The sequence below is a fragment of the Rhodopseudomonas palustris genome (assembly GCF_013415845.1).
Taxonomy (GTDB): domain Bacteria; phylum Pseudomonadota; class Alphaproteobacteria; order Rhizobiales; family Xanthobacteraceae; genus Rhodopseudomonas; species Rhodopseudomonas palustris_F.
Map to the genome: position 1 here is coordinate 298942 of NZ_CP058907.1, position 18654 is coordinate 317595.

Sequence of the window (18654 nt, forward strand, 5' to 3'; positions counted from 1 at the left end):
CAAATGACGTTCAAACGTCCCTACGGCGCGGGACTGGCGGTCCTTGCGGCCGGCATGTTCGCCGCAACTGCGGCCTACGCCGAGCCAACGGTCAACAAGGGCGACAACGCCTGGATGCTCACCTCGACGGTGCTGGTGCTGTTGATGACCATCCCAGGCCTGGCGCTGTTCTACGGCGGTCTGGTCCGCTCCAAGAACATGCTCTCGGTGCTGGCGCAGGTGTTCTACACCGTGTGTATCGCCTGCATTATCTGGGCTCTGTACGGCTACAGCCTCGCCTTCACGGGCGGTTCGGACTTCATCGGCGGCTTCTCCAAGGCATTCCTCGCCGGCGTGACCACCGACTCCAAGGCCGCGACCTTCTCGGTCGACGCCAACATCTCGGAGCTGGTGTACGTCTGCTTCCAGATGACCTTCTGCGCGATCACTCCCGCGCTGATCGTCGGCGCCTTCGCCGAGCGCACCCGGTTCGCTGCCGTGGCGCTGTTCATCCCGCTGTGGATCACCCTGATCTACCTGCCGATGGCCCACATGGTCTGGTACTGGGCCGGTCCGGACGCGATCAACGACGCCGCCAAGGCGCTCGCTGCCGCTGCCGACGAAGCCGCCAAGACCGCCGCGCAGGCCAAGCTCGACGAAGTCAACGCCGACTCCGGCTTCCTGTTCAAGAAGGGCGCGATCGACTTCGCGGGCGGCACCGTGGTGCACATCAACGCCGGTATCGCCGGTCTGGTGGGCGCCCTGCTGGTCGGCCGTCGCACCGGCTACGGCAAGGAGTTGATGGCCCCGCACTCGCTGACCATGACCATGATCGGCGCCTCGCTGCTCTGGGTCGGCTGGTTCGGCTTCAACGCCGGTTCGAACCTCGAAGCTTCGGGCGGCGCTGCGCTCGCCATGACCAACTCCTTCGTCGCGACTGCGGCGGCGGCGCTGTCGTGGATGTTCGCCGAGTGGATCTTCAAGGGTCATCCGTCGGTGCTCGGTGCGCTGTCGGGCGCCGTTGCCGGTCTGGTCGCGGTCACCCCGGCTGCCGGCTTCTCCGGCCCGATGGGCGCGATCGTGCTCGGCCTGGTGGTCGGCGTGGTCTGCCTGTTCTTCTGCACCGTGGTGAAGAACGCGCTGAAGTATGACGACTCGCTCGACGTGTTCGGCGTCCACGCGGTCGGCGGCATCGTCGGCGCGATCGGCACCGGCATCCTGGTGAACCCGGCTCTCGGCGGCACCGGCGTGTACGACTACGTGGCCGGCAAGGTCGGCGACTACGACATGACCACCCAGCTGATCTCGCAGTGCTGGGGCGTCGGCACCACCGTGCTGCTGTCCGGCATCGGCTCGGCGATCCTCTACAAGGTCGTCGACGTGATCGTCGGTCTGCGGGCCCCGGTGGAAGTCGAACGCGAAGGCCTCGACCTCGTCGAGCACACCGAGCGCGCTTACAACATGTAAGTTCTCCCGAGGGCGCGGCGTTCTCCAGACCGCCGCGCCCAGACCTACGGTTCGGGCAACTACCCGGCAATGTCCGAACCGTCGAGGGGTCCCAGCGCAAGCTGGGGCCCCTTTCTTTATGGCTCGCGGCTCGCAAGGCTTCGCACCCGAAACCTGCTATACTGCATCCATGGACCGCCGCACCGCACTTGAGATCTTGAAAAATTCGGAGGCCCCGCTACGTGCGCGCGGTGTCCGGCGGGCTGCCCTATTTGGATCGGTGGCGCGTGGTACCAACCTTCCGGACAGCGATATCGATGTGCTGATCGAGATCGATCCGACGGCTCACATCACCGTGTTCGACTACGTGGAGCTGAAGGACTACATCGCAGGCCTGTTCGACCATCCGGTCGACGTCGTGAACCGCGACCAGCTCAAGCCGTCCGTTGCGCCGAGCGCGGCGGTGGATGCGATCTACTTTATCTGAAAGCGCAAATGGCCTTTCTTCATTACTCCGCAGAGCCGTGCTTTAGAATGCGCGCGGTGGATTCGGACGGATATTTTGAGGAATTTGGGAGAAAACCTCGAGGCCTCTGGTTCTCCGTGAATGACGCTTGGGAGAACTACGTTCTCGCCAGAAGCGAATGGTCCAGAGAGACGCTGAGGTTTCGGACGGAGGTAGTATTCGCCAGCTCCGCTCGCATCTATCAGCTCAGGGGGCCTGAACAGTTGGTGTCTCTCACAGAAGAATATCTTACTGTGAGGATATGCACGCAGACCCAGGAGTCGGTTCCAGAGAGACCTCCTTTGAAATTCGATTGGCCTCGCTTTTCTCGCGACTACGACGCGATCATCAATCTGATGGGGGGTATCGAACAAGAAGTGCCGGCAGGGTGGAGCACTAACTGGTCCGTGCCGTCCGGTTGCACCTGGAATCCCGAGGTTGTGACGCTCCGGCCAATTAATTACAGCCATCATGAACAGAGCTGACGGATGTGCTGACTTGAGATCTGTGGGTCCCAGAGGACAGCTCGGGAATAGACTGAGAAGCCCGCCCCCAACCGTCGATGGTTAATCGCGTCTTAACCTCGCCGTATCTATGGTGGCTGATCTGTTTCCGCTCGATCCACCAAGGCGATCGGGTGCGGTGAAAACTGGCGTATTTTGAATGGCTTTGTCCGCTTCCACCACACCGGCGCGTGCGGCCGGCAGCGTCGACGCTACCGGGCAGAGCGAGCGCTCGCCGTTCGCGCGGCTGACCGAACTGCTGGCGCCGTATCAGCCGGGCCAAAGCCTGATCAATCTGTCGGTCGGGGAACCGCAGCATCCGGTGCCGGATTTCGTCGGCGCCGTGCTGGCGCGGCATACCGCCGAGTTCGGCCGCTATCCGCTCGCCAAAGGCATCGAGCCGTTCCGCAAAGCTGCATCCGCCTGGCTGACCAAGCGCTTTGCGCTCGATCGCGCGCCCGATCCCGAGACGGAAGTGCTGGTGCTGAACGGCAGCCGCGAAGGGCTGTTTCTCGCCGCGATCGCGGCTACGCGCTACGTACCGAAGCGCGACGGCACGCCGGCGATCCTGATGCCCAACCCGTTCTATCCGGCCTATGCGGCGGGCGCCCGCGCCGCCGGCTGCGAGGCGGTGTTCCTCCCGACCACGCTTGCCAACGGCTTCCTGCCGGATCTCGATCGGCTCGACGAGGCAACGCTGAAACGCACGGTGGCGATCTATCTGGCTTCGCCGGCGAACCCGCAAGGCTCGGTCGCCTCGCGCGATTACTTCGTTCGGCTGAAGCAGCTCGCCGATCGCTATGGCTTCATGATCCTCAGCGACGAGTGCTACTCGGAGATCTACACCCAGGTCGCGCCCGGCAGCGCGCTGCAGGTCGCAGGTCGGGATTTCCGCAACGTCGTCGTGTTCCAATCGCTGTCGAAGCGATCCAACTTGGCCGGCATGCGGGTCGGCTTCGTCGCCGGCGATAAGGACTTCCTCAAAGCCTATCACGAGCTGCGCAACGTCGCGGGGCCGCAGGTGCCGATCCCGCTGCAGCATGTCGCAGTCGCCGCATATGCAGATGAAGCGCATGTCGAGGAGAACCGGCGGCTGTATGCGCTGAAGTTCGATCTCGCCGATCAGATCCTTGGGGCCCGTTACGGTTATCAGCGGCCCGCCGGCGGCTTCTGCCTGTGGCTCGACGTCTCCGCTCATGGCGGCGACGAGGCCGCGGCGGTGAGCCTGTTCAGGGACAGCGGCGTCCGCGTGGTGCCAGGCAGCTATCTGGCCCGGCAGCAGAACGACGGCAGCAATCCCGGCGCCGGCTATATCCGCGTCGCGATGGTGCAGGACAGCGAAACCACCGCAGAGGCGCTGCATCGCCTGGTGCGGATTCTCGGATGATGCGCAGGGCCCCATGAGCATGCCGGCGATCGAACGAGCCTTTCCCCTGGTCGGACACCTGCCGCCTTCGGTGCGCGAGGTGCTGACGCGGCGGCTGCGCGAGCTCGCTGGCTTCGGCCTGATCGCGATCGCGGCGGTGGCGGCGGCTGCGCTCGCGACCTGGTCGGTGCAGGATCCCAGCCTCAGCCACGCCACCTCGCGGCGCATTCACAACCTGCTCGGCTACCCGGGCGCGATCGGCGCCGATCTGGCGATGCAGATCCTCGGCCTCGGTGCGATCGGGCTGTTGATGCCGGTCGCGGTGTGGGGCTGGCGGATGCTCAATCACCGCCCCTTCGACCGCACCGCGCTGCGGATGGGCGCCTGGTTCCTGTGCACGATCTTCGCGGCCGGCTTTGCCTCGTCGTTTCCGCATGACACCGCCTGGCCGCTGCCGACCGGGCTCGGCGGCGTGGTCGGCGACGCGCTGGTGCGGGCGCCGTCGCTGGTGTTCGGCCCCGGCCTGATCTTCCGCGTCATCCTCAGCTTCATCCTCGGCGCCGCGGTGCTGGCGACATTCCTGATCGCAGGCGGTTTCGGATCGCGCGAGCGGGAACCCGACGAGGTGGCGTCCGATGAGGATCTGCCGCTCGAAGAGGAAGAAGAATCCGACCGCGGCTCGGTGTCGCTCGGCTGGCTGGTGCACGCGATGCTGAGTGCAAAGGCCCGGCTGTGGCGGCTGGCGAAGCTGTCCTATCAGGGCCTCGTCAGCAGTGCACCCGCGGCCGGCAAGCAGGGTTTCGAACGGCAGGAGCCGCGGCTCGGCGGCCGCGCCGCGCCGCCGATCGCACCAGAGGTCGATCACCACGACGACTACGAACCCGAGCCGGTGGAAGAGATCGAAGACGAGGACGACGACGAGGAGGAAGCCCCTCCGGTTGCCCGCGCGCCGCGCAAGAAGGCAGCGCCCAAGCCGGTGGCCAAGAAGGCACGGTTCGACCTGCCCTCGGTCAACGTTCTATCCGCACCGAAGGCGTCGGACCGGCAGCCGCTCAGCAAGTCTGAGCTCGAAGCCAATTCGCGCGCGCTGGAAGGCGTGCTGCAGGACTTCGGCGTGCGCGGCGAGATCATCAAGGCGAGCCCTGGCCCGGTGGTCACGCTGTACGAACTGGAGCCGGCGCCCGGCATCAAATCGTCGCGCGTGATCGGCCTCTCCGACGACATCGCCCGCTCGATGAGCGCGCTGTCGGCGCGCGTCGCCGTGGTGCCCGGCCGCAACGCGATCGGCATCGAGCTGCCCAACGCGCATCGCGAGAAGGTGTATTTGCGCGAACTGCTCAGCGTGAAGGACACCAACGAGACCGTGCACAAGCTGCCGCTGTGCCTCGGCAAGAACATCGGCGGTGAATCGATCATCGTCGACCTCGCCCGCATGCCGCATCTGTTGATCGCAGGTACCACCGGCTCGGGTAAGTCGGTCGCGATCAACACCATGATCCTCAGCCTGGTGTACCGGCTGCGGCCGGATCAGTGCCGCCTGATCATGGTCGATCCGAAGATGCTCGAACTTTCCGTCTATGACGGCATCCCGCATCTGCTGACGCCGGTCGTCACCGATCCGAAGAAGGCGGTGGTGGCGCTGAAGTGGGCGGTGCGCGAGATGGAAGAGCGCTACAAGCGCATGGCCAAGCTCGGCGTCCGCAACATCGACGGCTACAACACCCGTCTCGGCGAAGCCAAAGCCAAGGGCGAAGAGCTGACCCGAACGGTGCATACCGGCTTCGACAAGGAGACCGGCAAAGCGATCTACGAGGAAGAGAAGCTCGACCTCGAACCGCTGCCCTACATCGTCATCATCGTCGATGAAATGGCCGACCTGATGATGGTCGCCGGCAAGGACATCGAAGGCGCGGTGCAGCGCCTTGCCCAGATGGCCCGCGCCGCCGGCCTGCATGTGATCCTCGCGACGCAGCGCCCGTCGGTCGACGTCATCACCGGCACCATCAAGGCCAACTTCCCAACTCGCATCTCCTTCCAGGTGACGTCGAAGATCGACAGCCGCACCATCCTGGGCGAGATGGGCGCCGAGCAACTGCTCGGCCAGGGCGACATGCTGTACATGGCTGGCGGCGGCCGCATCAGCCGCGTCCACGGCCCGTTCGTCTCCGACGAGGAAGTCGAGAAGGTCGTCAAGCATCTCAAGGCGCAGGGCGCCCCCGAATATCTCGAGGCGGTCACCGCCGAGGAGCCGAGCGAAGAAGACGGCGCGGTGTTCGACGCCACCGGCATGGGTGGCGACGGCGGCGGCGATCTGTTCCAGCAGGCGGTGGCGATCGTCAAACGCGACCGCAAGGCCTCGACCAGCTATATTCAGCGTCGGCTGCAGATCGGCTACAACCGCGCCGCGTCGCTGATGGAGCGGATGGAGCTCGAAGGCATCGTCGGCCAGGCCAACCACGCCGGCAAACGCGAGATTCTGGTCGCCGAAGAGGATTCCAACTTTTGAGGCGCGGGATCAGGGTCATGCAGGGAGCCGACATGGGGTCGCGAAATCGCCACAGCGCCCCTGTAGCGGCAGACCAGCACCGTGGCAACGCCGTCACGGCCGTGCAGGACATGAGCTTGATCAAACAATTCAACGACTTGATGCCGACTTGGACGACCGCGTCCCGGCTGCGGCAGCTTTGCGCAGCCGCCGCTGCGGTCATGATCGTCGGCGCCGCGATTCAGCCGTCAGCGGCCGAACCGGTGCCGGCCCCGAAGCCGTCGCCGCGCGCAACCCAGCTCAGCGCGGCCGAGCCGAAGCAGCGCGCCCCGCAAGCCCCCACCCAGCCGCCGGTCGCCAAGCTGACCACACCGCCCGAGCCGGTGATCCCCGATCCGCGGCGCAACGTGCCGGCGTCGATCTTCACCACTTTCGATGCCGCTCAGAAGGCGGAAGCCGCCAAGGCCAGCACGTATCTGTCGTCGCTGCAGACCTTGGTCGGCCAGTTCGTCCAAGTCGGACCGGACGGCAGCAAGCTCACCGGCGATTTCTACATCATGAAGCCCGGCCGGGTGCGGTTCGAGTATGACGACCCGAGCCCGATCTCGATGATCGCCGACGGCCAATCGGTGGTGGTGCGCGATCGCAAGCTGGCGACCCAGGACGTCTATCCGCTGTCGCAGACGCCGCTGCGCTATCTGCTCAGCGACCGGCTCGATCTGCTCCGCGACACCAACGTCGTCAGCATCACCTCCGACGATCTGTATTCAAACATCATCATCGAAGAGAAGAACGCGGTCATCGGCACCAGCCGCTTGCTGCTGATGTTCGGCACCAAGGACGGTCAGCTCAAGCAATGGACCGTGACCGACCCGCAGGGCTACGACACCACCGTGGCGGTGTACAATCTCGACACCACCAGGCGCCCTGATCCGTCGATGTTCAAGATCGACTACACCAATTACGGCACCCCGCCGGGCTAGAGACTTTCCATCGGGCTTTTCTCGATGGTCCGCTGCGCGGACGATGGATGCGCGGGTCAAGCCGGCGCATGACGCTGTGCTTGAAGCGCCGCCTCGCCGATTGCGCACCCCGTCATGCAGGCCCGTCATTGCCGGGCTTGACCCGGCAGAACATCCCCTTCGAAGAAACGCGGCCTGAATGCTTGGCCGGTTGTTCACACCATCGGCTTGCGTCCGACCCCATGCCGCGCAACAAGGATGGATCGTACGTCTTTCGGTGCCGTCCCGCCTTCCTGCGACCGAGATCCCATGCGTCTCACGCTCACGACTTGGAACATCAACTCGGTGCGGCTTCGCATCGATCTGGTGGCGAAATTCCTCAAAGCCCAGCGCCCGGACATCCTGTGCCTGCAGGAGACGAAGTGTCCGGACGATGCGTTTCCGCTGAAGCGGTTCAAGCGACTCGGCTACGAGCATATCGCGCTCAACGGACAGAAGGGCTATCACGGCGTCGCGGTGATTTCGAAACTACCGTTCGTCACCACCGACGTCCGCACCTTCTGCGACATCATCGACAGCCGCCACATCTCGGTCTCGGTGAAGACCGACGAGAACGCGCCTCCGCTGGTACTGCACAATTTCTACGTTCCGGCCGGTGGTGATATTCCCGACCCAGCCGTTAATCCGAAGTTCAAGCACAAGCTGTCGTTTCTCGACGAAATGAAAGCCTGCGAGCCGCTGCATCCGTCCGGCGATCAGCGGCACATTCTGGTCGGCGACCTCAACGTGGCGCCGCACGAGCACGACGTCTGGTCGCACAAACAACTTCTCAAGGTCGTGTCGCACACCCCGGTGGAGTGCGAGAAGCTGCTCGCGGTGCTACGCGCCGGCAACTGGGTCGACGTCGCGCGCGAGCGGATCCCGCTCGATCAGAAGGTCTATACATGGTGGAGCTATCGGGCTGCCGATTGGACCGTCGGCGACCGCGGCCGGCGGCTCGACCACATCTGGGTCTCGGAAGCGCTGAAGGACCGCGTGGTCGACTTCAAGGTCCTGCGCGACGCGCGAAGCTGGGAGCGGCCGAGCGACCATGTCCCGGTGACGATGACGATGGAGCTGTAGTTAGTTGTTCGACGCGTTTTATTCGCGCGAACTGCTTCGCTTGAAAACGCTCTACGACGTCAGCTTGCTGCCCACCATGACGATGTCGCTCGCCACCTGATTGGCGCGGGCGGCAAATTCGTCGCGCAGCCGTAGCGCTGCACCCGGATCGCTTTCGAGCACCCGCTGAAACAGACTGCGGGCAATCCGGATCGCCGTGGAATATTCCAGCGCCACCGCGGTGGTCTGTCGCCGCATCGGCATCACCAGCGCGAGCTCGCCGATCAGATCGCCCGGCCGCGCCACCGTCTCGTGGACGCCGCCGTTTTCCATGGTGATTTGGAACGCGCCGCGCTGCACCACATAGCCGGCATCGGCCGGCTCGCCGACATTGAACATCACGTCGCCGCGGGCGAAGTCGCGCTGCTCGGAGCCGATCGCCAGCATCCGCAGCGCCTGCTCGCCGAGCAGCCGCAGCGTCGGAACGCGCGCGAGCAGGGCAACATCATCTTCGATCGACATGCGGGACCGGGCAACGAGTGAATCGGCCCCTTATTGGTATCACGGCACGAGTTTGTAGCCACCGGCCTCGGTGACCAGAATCTCCGGATTCGCCGCATCGCGCTCGATCTTTTGGCGGAGCCGGTAGATGTGGGTCTCGAGCGTGTGGGTGGTGACGCCAGAATTGTAGCCCCACACCTCCTGCAGCAAGGTCTCGCGCGACACCGGCGCCTGACCGGCACGGTACAGGAAGCGGAGAATCGCGGTTTCCTTCTCGGTCAGCCGCACCTTCTTGGCGTTGGCGCCGGTCAGCATCTTCGAGCCGGGGCGGAATGAATACGGCCCGACCGTGAACACCGCGTCCTCGCTGGCTTCGTGCTGGCGAAGCTGGGCGCGGATCCGCGCCAGCAGCACCGCAAACCTGAACGGCTTGGCCACGTAGTCGTTGGCGCCGCTTTCCAGACCCAGAATGGTGTCCGAGTCAGTGTCGTGGCCGGTCAGCATGATGATCGGCGCCTTGAAGCCGCCCTTGCGCAAGCTTCGCACTACTTCGCGGCCGTCGGTGTCGGGAAGGCCGACGTCCATCAGCACCAGGTCGGGCGACAGCGCCTTGGCGGTCTGCACGCCCTTGGCGCCGGTATCGACCGCGGACGCCTCGAATTCCTCGTGCAGCGACAGCTGCTCGACCAGCGCGTCGCGCAGATCATTGTCGTCGTCCACGATCAGGATCTTGCGGGCGTTCGGCATGGGCGCTGTCCTTCCGTCGTCTGGCGGCGCGGCTCTCGTCGGGGCGCGCACACAAATCACGCGCGATTGTATCGCAGATCACCAGATAGGGAGCGATTCCGCGGAATTTAACTGCAGCAGCCTAAATTTGCCGCCATGATGCCTGCGGCAAACTTCCCAGACGTATGAAAAAGACAACCAAATCAGCCCCTTCAGAGAAATCGCCAAGGCCGCTTGCCCGGGTGCAGGTGCGCGCGGCGGCCGGCCAGCGCAGCCGCGGCTGGCTGATCGCCGGCGGGCTGACCATCCCGGTGGCGCTGGGGCGCGGCGGCATCCTCGCCAACAAACGGGAAGGCGACGGCGGCACGCCGCGCGGCACGTTTCACCCGCTACGGCTGTGGTGGCGCCCCGACCGCGGCCCCCGGCCCCCGACACATCTGCCGATCCGCATTATCGGCCCTGACGATGCCTGGTGCGAAGACCCAAAGAGCCGGCACTATAACCGGCCGATCCACCGGTCATCCGCCGGCGAAGGGGATCGGCTGACGCGAGACGATCACCTCTACGACCTGATCGTCGAGATCGACCACAACACCCGGCCGCGGATTGCCGGCCGCGGCAGCGCCGTTTTTCTTCATCTGGCCCGCGACAATTTCGGCCCGACCGCCGGCTGTGTGGCGATGACTCGCGGCAACTTGCAGCGTCTGCTGGCCCGAATCGGGCCACGGACGAAGATCGTCATCGGTTAGCCTGACGAGCTTCGGTGTCACCACCCGCGCAGGCGGGTGCTAACCCCAGCGTTTTGGAAGACCCCTGGCGTCATAACGGCTTCAGCGATGCCCGAAGATCGCCGACCCGACCCGCACATGGGTGGCGCCGAATTGGATAGCGGTGGCGAAGTCGGCGCTCATGCCCATCGACAGCTTCGAAAGGCCATTGCGCTTGGCGATCTTGGCGCATAGCGCAAAATGCGGCGCCGGCGCTTCATCGACCGGTGGGATGCACATCAGTCCGCTGATGGTCAGCCCCCAGCGCTCGCGGCAAGCGACCAGAAAGGCATCGGCATCCTGCGGCGCGATGCCCGCCTTCTGCGGCTCCTCGCCGGTGTTGATCTGAACGAACAGTTCGACCTTTCGGCCAGCCTGCGGCAGCACCTTGCTCAGGGCTTCGCACAGGCTGTCACGATCGACCGAATGGATCGCGTCGAACAGCGCGACGGCGTCCTTGGCCTTGTTGGACTGCAGCGGTCCGATCAGATGCAATTCGGTGCCGGGGTATTCGTCGACCAGCGCCGGCCATTTGCCCTTGGCTTCCTGCACGCGATTTTCGCCGAACACACGCTGGCCGGCCGACAGCACCGGGCGGATCGCCTCCGCCTCGAAGGTCTTCGACACCGCGATCAGCGTCACCTCACTGCGCTCGCGCCGTGCATCCTTGCAGGCACTCGCGATTTCGGCCTCGACCGCGGCCAGATTGGCGGCGGCGCTCATCGGCTCAAGGCTCCGGAAGATGCTCGGCGGCGGGAGAAAGGCGGCCTTGGCGGCGCGATGAATGCGGCGAGTTCGTCCACGGTTCCGGCTTCGCTCAAATTGTAATGAATCGGGGAAAGGCTTCTTGAAGCCTTCCTCCTAGGATGATTGCGGGGGGTCGAGGGGCAACGATGTCACGCATCGCAATCGTCCGCAAGAAAGCCAAGCTCAGAGCCTTGCTCGGCATCCGTGCCAGGCTCGTGGTGCTGGCGCTGATCCTGGTCTGTCCGCTGATGCTGGACCGGGTGCGTCTGCTCGAAGCGACGCGCACCGCACAGCTCGCCGCGATGGCCAATGAGCTGTCGACGCTGGCGCAGCGCACCGCGGATGCCGAGCGCGAGGTGATCTCGTCGGTCGAAGCGGTGCTAAAATCAGCCGCCTACGTGCACGCCGCCGCCGCCCAGGCGGGACGAAGCTGCAGCATCCTGCGCGCCAGCCTGCGGGTCGATCTGCCCTCGATCCGAATGCTGATGGTGGCCGGCCCCGACGGCGTGGTGCACTGTTCGACCTCTTCGATGTTCGTCGGCAGCAACATCAGCGACCGCCCATACTTCCGTAAGGCTTTGGAAACACACGACTTTGTCGTGAGTGACTTCTTGGTCGGCCGTCAGACCCAGAAGGGCACGATCCTGGCCGCCTACCCGGTCTCGGCGATCGATACCGGCGAAGAGGCGGTGATCGTCGCCGGCATGAATTTGGACTGGCTGTCCGACATGATGAGCAGCCTGGCCGGCCGCGCCGGCGTCAACGCCGCCCTGATCGACGGCGAAGGCACCGTTCTGGCCGCGCCGCCGGACGAGCGCAGCCTGATCGGCAAGAAGCTCGACCGTTTGGCGCTGCTGCCGGCGATGGCGGAGACTCCGCAAGGCCGCAGCAGCATTACCATGCGGGACGATGCCGGACGGCTGATGACCGTGAGCCGGATTCCCGGCACCAGCGCCAGGCTGGTCGTGACCGTGGACGAGAACAAGGTCTCGGCCGGGATCAATCACGACATCCGCACCGCCTATCTGCAGCTCGCGCTGGTCTGCCTGTTCGTGCTGCTCGGCGCGCTGATCGCGGCCGAACGGCTGATCGTCCAGCCGATTTCGGTGCTGACCGGGGTCGCCAAGAAATTCGCCGAAGGCAACTGGTCGGCCCGGGTGGCGCGCAAGCGGCTGCCGTCGGAATTCGTGCCGCTGGCGCGCGCGTTTAACGCGATGGCGGCGCAGCTCGGCCAGCGCGAACGTGAGCTGGTCGCCAGCAACAGCCGCCTGACCGTGATGGCCTCGATGGACCTGCTGTCGGGCCTCGCCAACCGCCGCGGCTTGCAGAGCCGGCTCGACTTCGAATGGATGAAGGGCCAGCAGACCGGGCATCGCCTGGCGCTGATGATGATCGACGTCGACCATTTCAAGCTGTTCAACGATTCGTACGGCCATCCCGAGGGTGACGCCTGCCTCAGCCGGATCGGCGAGACGCTGGCAGCGGTGGCCGACCAGACCGGCGGGTTCGCGGCCCGTTACGGCGGCGAGGAGTTCTGCCTGCTGCTGCCGGAAACCGGGATCGGCCGCGCCCTCCAGGTCGGCGAGCTGGTCCGCACCACCGTCGAACAGCTCGCTCTGCCGCATAAGACCAGTGCGTTCGAGCATGTTACCGTCAGCATCGGCGTCGCCTGTACGCTGCCGAGCGAACACGCCTCCCCGGCCGAGCTGATCGAGGCTGCCGACGCAGCGCTGTACGCGGCCAAACATCGCGGCCGCAACAATGTGGTCGAGCACGGCTTCATCCGGGCCAGCGACGGCCCGGTGGCGATGGCGAGCTGAGGCTGCTCAAGGGCCGCCCGGCGAGCTGCCGGGCTTGCGCCATCCCATTGACCCGACACCATGTTTCATGGCCTAGTCCGCGCGCTTCGCGCGCGATTTGACCCGAGCCCCCGCACCGGTTGGCGACCTCGGCCGCGCCCCGTTTTCCGCCCTGATCCGCGCTCGAACCGGCCGGCCGCCTTCTGATCTTCCGAACCCTGATCTCATGAGCAACGAACGATACAACGCCCGCGAATCCGAGCCGAAGTGGCAGGCGAAATGGGACGAGGCGAAGATCTTCGCCACCCGCAACGACGACCTGCGCAAAAAGTATTACGTGCTGGAGATGTTCCCGTATCCGTCGGGGCGGATCCACATGGGTCACGTGCGCAACTACACCATGGGCGACGTCGTCGCGCGGACCATGCGGGCGCGCGGCTACAATGTGCTGCACCCGATGGGATGGGATGCATTCGGTCTGCCGGCCGAGAACGCGGCGATCGAGCGCAAGATCGCCCCGAAGGCTTGGACCTACGACAACATCGCGGCGATGAAGAAGCAGCTTCAGACCATGGGTCTGTCGCTGGACTGGGCGCGTGAATTCGCGACCTGCGATCCGTCCTACTACAAGCACCAGCAGAAGATGTTCCTCGACTTCCTGAAGGTCGGGCTGGTCGAGCGCGAGAAGCGCAAGCTGAACTGGGACCCGGTCGACATGACCGTGCTGGCCAACGAGCAGGTGATCGACGGCCGCGGCTGGCGCTCGGGCGCGGTGGTCGAGCTGCGCGAGATGAACCAGTGGGTGTTCAAGATCACCAAATACGCCCAGGAGCTGCTGGACGCACTGGATACGCTGGACCGCTGGCCCGACAAGGTGCGGCTGATGCAGCGCAACTGGATCGGCCGCTCCGAAGGCCTGATGGTACGCTTCGCGCTCGATAGCGCGACCACACCGGCCGGCGAGACCGAGCTGAAGATCTTCACTACCCGTCCGGATACGCTGTTCGGCGCCAAGTTCATGGCGATCGCAGCCGACCATCCGCTGGCGCAAGCCGCGGCGGCGAAGGACCCGAAGGTCGCCGCGTTCATCGACGATTGCAAGAAGCGCGGCACCGCGCAGGCCGAGATCGATACGGCCGAGAAGCAGGGCATCGATACCGGCATCCGCGCCGTGCATCCGTTCGATCCGAGCTGGAAGCTGCCGGTCTACGTCGCCAACTTCGTGCTGATGGAATACGGCACCGGCGCCATCTTCGGCTGCCCGGCGCACGACCAGCGCGACCTCGACTTCGTCAACAAGTACCAGCTCGGCAATACGCCCGTGGTCTGTCCCGAAGGCCAGGACCCGGCGACCTTCGTCATCACCGACACCGCCTATGACGGTGAAGGACGGATGATCAACTCCCGCTTCCTCGACGGCAAGACGATCGCCGAGGCGAAGGAAGAAGTCGCCAAGCGGCTGGAGACCGCGCAGCTTGCCGGCGCACCGGTCGGCGAGCGCAAGGTCAATTTCCGCCTGCGCGACTGGGGCATCTCACGTCAGCGCTATTGGGGTTGCCCGATCCCGATCATCCACTGCCCGACCTGCGACGTGGTGCCGGTGCCGGATGCGGATCTGCCGGTGGTGCTGCCGGAGGACGTGTCGTTCGACAAGCCGGGCAATGCGCTCGACCATCACCCGACCTGGAAGCACGTCACCTGTCCGAAGTGCGGCGGCAAGGCCGTTCGCGAGACCGACACGATGGACACCTTCGTGGACTCGTCCTGGTACTTCGCGCGCTTCACCGATCCGTGGAACACCGAGGCGCCGACTACGCCGGACGTCGTCAACCGGATGATGCCGGTCGATCAGTACATCGGCGGCGTCGAGCATGCGATTCTGCATCTGCTGTACAGCCGGTTCTTTACCCGGGCGATGAAGGCGGCGGGTCACATCGACATCCAGCATGACGAGCCGTTCGCCGGCCTGTTCACGCAGGGCATGGTGGTGCACGAGACCTATCGCAAGGCCGACGGCCACTTCGCCTCACCGGCCGAGATCTCCATCACGGTCGAGGGCGATACCCGGCGAGCGACGCTGCTCGACGGCGGCTCGCCGGTCGAGATCGGCCCGATCGAGAAGATGTCGAAGTCCAAGCGCAACACCGTCGATCCCGACGACATCATCGGGACCTACGGAGCCGACACCGCGCGCTGGTTCATGCTGTCGGATTCGCCGCCGGATCGCGACGTGATCTGGAGCGAGGAAGGCGTCAAGGGCGCGTCGCGCTTCGTGCAGCGGCTGTGGCGGATGGTGAACGATGCGGCCCCGATCGCCGCTTCGGCCCCGGCCGAACGGCCGGCGAGCTTCGGCGCCGATGCGCTCACCTTGCGCAAGGCCGCGCATGGTGCGCTCGACAAGGTGCTGTCCGGCATCGAGCGGCTCGCCTTCAACGTCAGCCTGGCGCATATCCGAGAGTTCTCGAATACCCTCGGCGACGCGCTCGCCCGTTCGCAGACGCCCTCGCCCGATCTCGCCTGGGCGATTCGCGAATCGACCGTGATCCTGGTGCAGCTCTTCCACCCGATGATGCCGCACCTCGCCGAGGAATGCTGGACGGTGCTCGGCCAGACCGGCTTGGTCTCCGAGGCGCTGTGGCCGCAGATCGAACCGGATCTGCTGGTCGAGGACAGCATCACCCTGCCGGTTCAGGTCAACGGCAAGAAGCGCGGCGAGGTGACGGTGCCCCGCGACGCTCCGACCGGCGAAATTGAGGCTGCCGTTTTGGCGCTCGATGCGGTAAAACAAGCCTTGGGTGACAAGCCCGTTCGCAAGGTGATCGTCGTCCCGCAGAGGATCGTGAATGTCGTCGGCTAAGCCCGCGGAGCTCAAGAAGTTCGTCGTCCGGTTGGCGCTGGCGGTTGCGCTGGCGGCCCCGGTCGCCGGCTGCTTCCAACCGATGTACGCCGATCGCGGCGACGGTTCGCCGACGCTGCGCGATAAGCTGAACGCCATCGAAGTCCCGCCGCTGGATATTCCGAACGGGTCGCGCAATTCCCGCCTTGGCGTCGAGCTGCGCAACAAGCTGATGTTCAAGCTGTACGGCAGCGCCACCGGCGCGCCACCGCTGTACACGCTGAAGATCTCGATCTCGACCTCGCGGTCGTCGCTGATCGTCGATCCCAGCACGCAGCTGCCGACGATCGAAAACTACGCGATCGACGCCAGCTATCAGCTCAAGGACATCGCCACCGGCAAGACCGTGGTGAGCGGCAACACTTTCTCGCGCGTCGAATACGACGTGCCCGGCCAATCGCAGCGCTTCGCCCGCACCCGCGCCGGCCGCGATGCGGAAGACCGCGCCGTGCAGGAGATCGCCGAGAACATCAACACTCGGCTCGCCTCGTTCTTCTACGCCGGGATGTGATCCGCGATTCCGCCGAGCACGCGGTGTTGGTTCATATTCGGCTCTGGCGCTGAGTAATGGTTGCGCTTCGCGGCAAAGATGCCACCTCGTTTCTGGCTAGGCCCGATCCGGGCCGGCCGATCGTGCTGCTGTACGGACCTGATGCGGGCCTCGTGCGCGAACGCGCCGATGCGCTGATCGCGGCCTCGCTCGACGATCCCAAAGACCCGTTCGCATTGGTCCGGCTTGATGGCGACGAACTCGCCGCGGAGCCGTCGCGGCTGGTCGACGAAGCCCTGGCGATTCCGATGTTCGGCGGCCGGCGCGCGATCCGCGTTCGCGCCGGTTCGCGCAGTTTCGTCGCCGGCGTCGAAGCTCTGATCACCTCGCCACCGCGGGAATGCCGCATCGTGATCGAGGCCGGCGATATCAAGCCGGACCACGCGCTGCGCAAGGCCTGCGAGAAAGCTGCCACCGGCGCAGTCGCGATCGGCTGCTATCCGGACGCCGAAGCCGACATTGCCCGGCTGATCGACGACGAACTGCGCGGCTCGAATCTGCAGATCGCCAAGGATGCGAGGGCGGTGCTGACGACGCTACTCGGCGGCGACCGCCAGGCCTCGCGCAACGAACTGCGCAAGCTTGCGCTGTACGCGCATGGCAAGGGCGAGGTCACGCTGGACGACGTGATCACCTGCGTGTCGGATGCGTCCGACCTCAAGCTTGATGCAATTGTCGACGCCGCGTTCTCGGGCAAGCCCGTCGTGGTCGAGACAGAATTCGCCAAGGCGATGGTGGCCGGAACCTATCCGGGTCAGATCATCCTTGCGGCGCAGCGCCACGCCGCGTTTCTGCACAAGACCAGCCTCGTGGTCGAAGGCGGTACGCCGGCCGCCGTGGTGCTCGATTCCGGATTTCCGCGGCTGCATTTCTCCCGCAAGGCCGCAGCCGAGACGGCGCTCCGCAATCTCTCGACGACCCGCCTCGCGCAGATCATCGAGCAACTCGCGAGCGCCGCACTCGAAACCCGCCGCCAGGCCACACTCGGCGCAGCGATCGCGCAGCGGACGCTGCTATCAATCGCCGTCAGCGCGAGGCGCCGGAGTTAGTCTCGTTGTTACCATCCGTAGGGGGACCTGGCGTATCGCGAGCTACGCGCACCTCGCCCCCCTTCGTTCGTCATTCCGGGGCGCGCGTAGCGCGAGCCCGGAATCCATAACCACTGCGCCCTCGGCTCGGAGCCCAGAGCAGCCTCGCCGTGTCCTCACGAGAAGTTTGTGAGTATAGATTCCGGTTTCGCGCAGCTACACCGCGCGCCCCGGAATGACGAACGAGAGATCGTCGCCTCAGGCGTCAACGAACAACGCGGACTAACCGCCCACCTCGAGCCGGCGGATGATGTCGTCGAGCTGATCGAGATCGGCGTAACGGATTTGGACTGCGCCGGTGCCTTCGTGATCGTCGATCGTCACCTTCATGCCGAGCGCATCGCTGAGGCGTTTTTCGAGCGCCAGCGTGTCGGCGTCCTTTACCGACTTGGCGCTCGCCGTGGCGCGGGGCTTCTGCGGCTTGCGCTCCGGCACGCCTTCTTCATGCGCGAGCGCTTCGGTTTGCCGGACATTGAGCCCTTCAGCGACGATCCGCTTGGCGATCGTCGATGGATCGGGCAGACCGATCAGCGCGCGGGCGTGACCCGCGGTCAATTCGCCGGATGCGATCAACGACTTGACGTCGTCGGGCAGCTTGATCAGCCGCATCATATTGGCGACGTGGCTACGGCTCTTGCCGACGATCTTGGCGATCTCTTCCTGGCTGCGATTGAACTCGGCCGCCAGAGCCTGATAGCCCAGCGCCTCTTCGAGCGGATTGAGATCTTCGCGCTGAACGTTTTCAACGATGGCGATTTCCAGTGCGAGCGCGTCCGATACGTCGACCGGAACGATCGGCACTTCGTGCAGACCGGCGCGCTGCGCCGCGCGCCAGCGCCGCTCGCCGGCGATGATCTCATAGCGATCGGCGGAACCCTTCACCGGACGAACCACGATCGGCTGGATCACGCCGTGCTGCTTGATCGAGTCGGACAATTCACCAAGCTCGGCATCGGTGAAGGTGCGACGCGGGTTGCGCGGGTTAGCCTTGATGAATTCGATCGGCACCTTGCGCTGTGCCCGCGGCCGCTCGACCTGCGTGGCCTCGCCGCCGACATCGCCGATCAGACTCGCCAAGCCACGCCCCAGTCGCGAACGGTGCTCATCGGCCATCGCCAGCTCCCTTGGATTCACGTCGCTACTCCGCACTGATGAAATGAAATGTTGTTAGTTCGCGTCGTCATTACGAAGCGGCATCGCAAGCAAGCCGGCGCCCTGCCCGGCTCTGGATCG

15 protein-coding genes are annotated in these 18654 nt (G+C 65.2%); 11 read left to right on the forward strand and 4 right to left on the reverse strand.

All coding sequences use genetic code 11. From position 1 onward, the window contains the following. Positions 1 to 3: 3 nt before the first annotated feature. From HZF03_RS01410 to HZF03_RS01435, 6 genes are all read left to right on the forward strand, one after another. Positions 4 to 1446: an ammonium transporter gene (locus tag HZF03_RS01410; RefSeq protein ID WP_011155843.1), complete on the forward strand. Its 1443-nt coding sequence runs from the start codon at positions 4 to 6 to the stop codon at positions 1444 to 1446. 118 nt (positions 1447 to 1564) lie between these two features. Then, entirely contained in the window at positions 1565 to 1912 is a 348-nt protein-coding gene (locus HZF03_RS01415; protein WP_119017657.1) for a nucleotidyltransferase family protein, read from the forward strand. Positions 1913 to 2593: 681 nt separating this feature from the next. Beyond that, positions 2594 to 3820 carry an aminotransferase class I/II-fold pyridoxal phosphate-dependent enzyme gene (locus tag HZF03_RS01420; protein WP_119017655.1) on the forward strand — a complete coding sequence of 409 codons (1227 nt, stop codon included), beginning with the start codon at positions 2594 to 2596 and terminating at the stop codon, positions 3818 to 3820. Positions 3821 to 3833: 13 nt separating this feature from the next. Then, entirely contained in the window at positions 3834 to 6305 is a 2472-nt protein-coding gene (locus tag HZF03_RS01425) for a DNA translocase FtsK (RefSeq protein ID WP_119017654.1), read from the forward strand. Positions 6306 to 6322: 17 nt separating this feature from the next. Then, complete coding sequence (locus HZF03_RS01430; RefSeq protein ID WP_119017653.1) at positions 6323 to 7267, forward strand: outer membrane lipoprotein carrier protein LolA; 945 nt, start codon at positions 6323 to 6325, stop codon at positions 7265 to 7267. Between the two features lie 288 nt (positions 7268 to 7555). Beyond that, on the forward strand, positions 7556 to 8368 hold the full coding sequence (locus tag HZF03_RS01435; RefSeq protein ID WP_119017652.1) for an exodeoxyribonuclease III: 813 nt from the start codon (positions 7556 to 7558) through the stop codon (positions 8366 to 8368). A 51-nt stretch (positions 8369 to 8419) separates the two neighbouring features. Here the strand turns inward: HZF03_RS01435 and HZF03_RS01440 are convergent, their stop codons facing one another. Both HZF03_RS01440 and HZF03_RS01445 read right to left on the reverse strand, forming a co-directional pair. Next, a complete protein-coding gene (locus tag HZF03_RS01440) occupies positions 8420 to 8869 on the reverse strand; it encodes a cyclic nucleotide-binding domain-containing protein (protein WP_119017651.1) in 450 nt (149 codons plus the stop codon). 39 nt (positions 8870 to 8908) lie between these two features. Next, positions 8909 to 9595, reverse strand: a complete 687-nt coding sequence (locus tag HZF03_RS01445) for a response regulator transcription factor (RefSeq protein ID WP_011155851.1) — start codon at positions 9593 to 9595, stop codon at positions 8909 to 8911. Positions 9596 to 9759: 164 nt separating this feature from the next. On the opposite strand from HZF03_RS01445, the gene HZF03_RS01450 reads away from it, so the two are divergent. Then, on the forward strand, positions 9760 to 10323 hold the full coding sequence (locus HZF03_RS01450) for a L,D-transpeptidase family protein (RefSeq protein WP_119017650.1): 564 nt from the start codon (positions 9760 to 9762) through the stop codon (positions 10321 to 10323). Positions 10324 to 10404: 81 nt separating this feature from the next. Here the strand turns inward: HZF03_RS01450 and HZF03_RS01455 are convergent, their stop codons facing one another. Next, the gene (locus tag HZF03_RS01455; protein ID WP_119017649.1) at positions 10405 to 11064 is read right to left on the reverse strand and encodes a YggS family pyridoxal phosphate-dependent enzyme; all 660 of its coding nucleotides are present in this window, start codon (positions 11062 to 11064) and stop codon (positions 10405 to 10407) included. A 170-nt stretch (positions 11065 to 11234) separates the two neighbouring features. Between HZF03_RS01455 and HZF03_RS01460 the strand changes: the two genes are divergently transcribed. The 4 genes from HZF03_RS01460 to holA all read left to right on the forward strand — a co-directional run bounded on the left by HZF03_RS01460 (position 11235) and on the right by holA (position 17382). Further along, the gene (locus tag HZF03_RS01460; RefSeq protein ID WP_011155854.1) at positions 11235 to 12908 is read left to right on the forward strand and encodes a diguanylate cyclase domain-containing protein; all 1674 of its coding nucleotides are present in this window, start codon (positions 11235 to 11237) and stop codon (positions 12906 to 12908) included. Positions 12909 to 13113: 205 nt separating this feature from the next. After that, the gene (gene leuS / locus HZF03_RS01465; protein ID WP_119017648.1) at positions 13114 to 15744 is read left to right on the forward strand and encodes a leucine--tRNA ligase; all 2631 of its coding nucleotides are present in this window, start codon (positions 13114 to 13116) and stop codon (positions 15742 to 15744) included. After that, the gene (gene lptE / locus HZF03_RS01470) at positions 15731 to 16294 is read left to right on the forward strand and encodes an LPS assembly lipoprotein LptE (protein WP_011155856.1); all 564 of its coding nucleotides are present in this window, start codon (positions 15731 to 15733) and stop codon (positions 16292 to 16294) included. The genes leuS and lptE overlap by 14 nt, the downstream gene beginning before the upstream one ends. Before the next feature lie 56 nt (positions 16295 to 16350). Further along, entirely contained in the window at positions 16351 to 17382 is a 1032-nt protein-coding gene (gene holA, locus HZF03_RS01475) for a DNA polymerase III subunit delta (protein WP_119017647.1), read from the forward strand. A 261-nt stretch (positions 17383 to 17643) separates the two neighbouring features. On the opposite strand, the gene HZF03_RS01480 is transcribed toward holA, so the two are convergent. Next, positions 17644 to 18534: a ParB/RepB/Spo0J family partition protein gene (locus tag HZF03_RS01480; protein WP_012494045.1), complete on the reverse strand. Its 891-nt coding sequence runs from the start codon at positions 18532 to 18534 to the stop codon at positions 17644 to 17646. Positions 18535 to 18654 lie beyond the last annotated feature (120 nt).

Coding starts and splice junctions, on each gene's coding strand:
- HZF03_RS01410 (WP_011155843.1), top strand. CDS start 4: ATGACGTTCAAACGTCCCTACGGCGCGGGACTGGCGGTCCTTGCGGCC.
- HZF03_RS01415 (WP_119017657.1), top strand. CDS start 1,565: ATGGCTCGCGGCTCGCAAGGCTTCGCACCCGAAACCTGCTATACTGCA.
- HZF03_RS01420 (WP_119017655.1), top strand. CDS start 2,594: ATGGCTTTGTCCGCTTCCACCACACCGGCGCGTGCGGCCGGCAGCGTC.
- HZF03_RS01425 (WP_119017654.1), top strand. CDS start 3,834: ATGAGCATGCCGGCGATCGAACGAGCCTTTCCCCTGGTCGGACACCTG.
- HZF03_RS01430 (WP_119017653.1), top strand. CDS start 6,323: ATGCAGGGAGCCGACATGGGGTCGCGAAATCGCCACAGCGCCCCTGTA.
- HZF03_RS01435 (WP_119017652.1), top strand. CDS start 7,556: ATGCGTCTCACGCTCACGACTTGGAACATCAACTCGGTGCGGCTTCGC.
- HZF03_RS01440 (WP_119017651.1), bottom strand. CDS start 8,869: ATGTCGATCGAAGATGATGTTGCCCTGCTCGCGCGCGTTCCGACGCTG.
- HZF03_RS01445 (WP_011155851.1), bottom strand. CDS start 9,595: ATGCCGAACGCCCGCAAGATCCTGATCGTGGACGACGACAATGATCTG.
- HZF03_RS01450 (WP_119017650.1), top strand. CDS start 9,760: ATGAAAAAGACAACCAAATCAGCCCCTTCAGAGAAATCGCCAAGGCCG.
- HZF03_RS01455 (WP_119017649.1), bottom strand. CDS start 11,064: ATGAGCGCCGCCGCCAATCTGGCCGCGGTCGAGGCCGAAATCGCGAGT.
- HZF03_RS01460 (WP_011155854.1), top strand. CDS start 11,235: ATGTCACGCATCGCAATCGTCCGCAAGAAAGCCAAGCTCAGAGCCTTG.
- leuS (WP_119017648.1), top strand. CDS start 13,114: ATGAGCAACGAACGATACAACGCCCGCGAATCCGAGCCGAAGTGGCAG.
- lptE (WP_011155856.1), top strand. CDS start 15,731: ATGTCGTCGGCTAAGCCCGCGGAGCTCAAGAAGTTCGTCGTCCGGTTG.
- holA (WP_119017647.1), top strand. CDS start 16,351: ATGGTTGCGCTTCGCGGCAAAGATGCCACCTCGTTTCTGGCTAGGCCC.
- HZF03_RS01480 (WP_012494045.1), bottom strand. CDS start 18,534: ATGGCCGATGAGCACCGTTCGCGACTGGGGCGTGGCTTGGCGAGTCTG.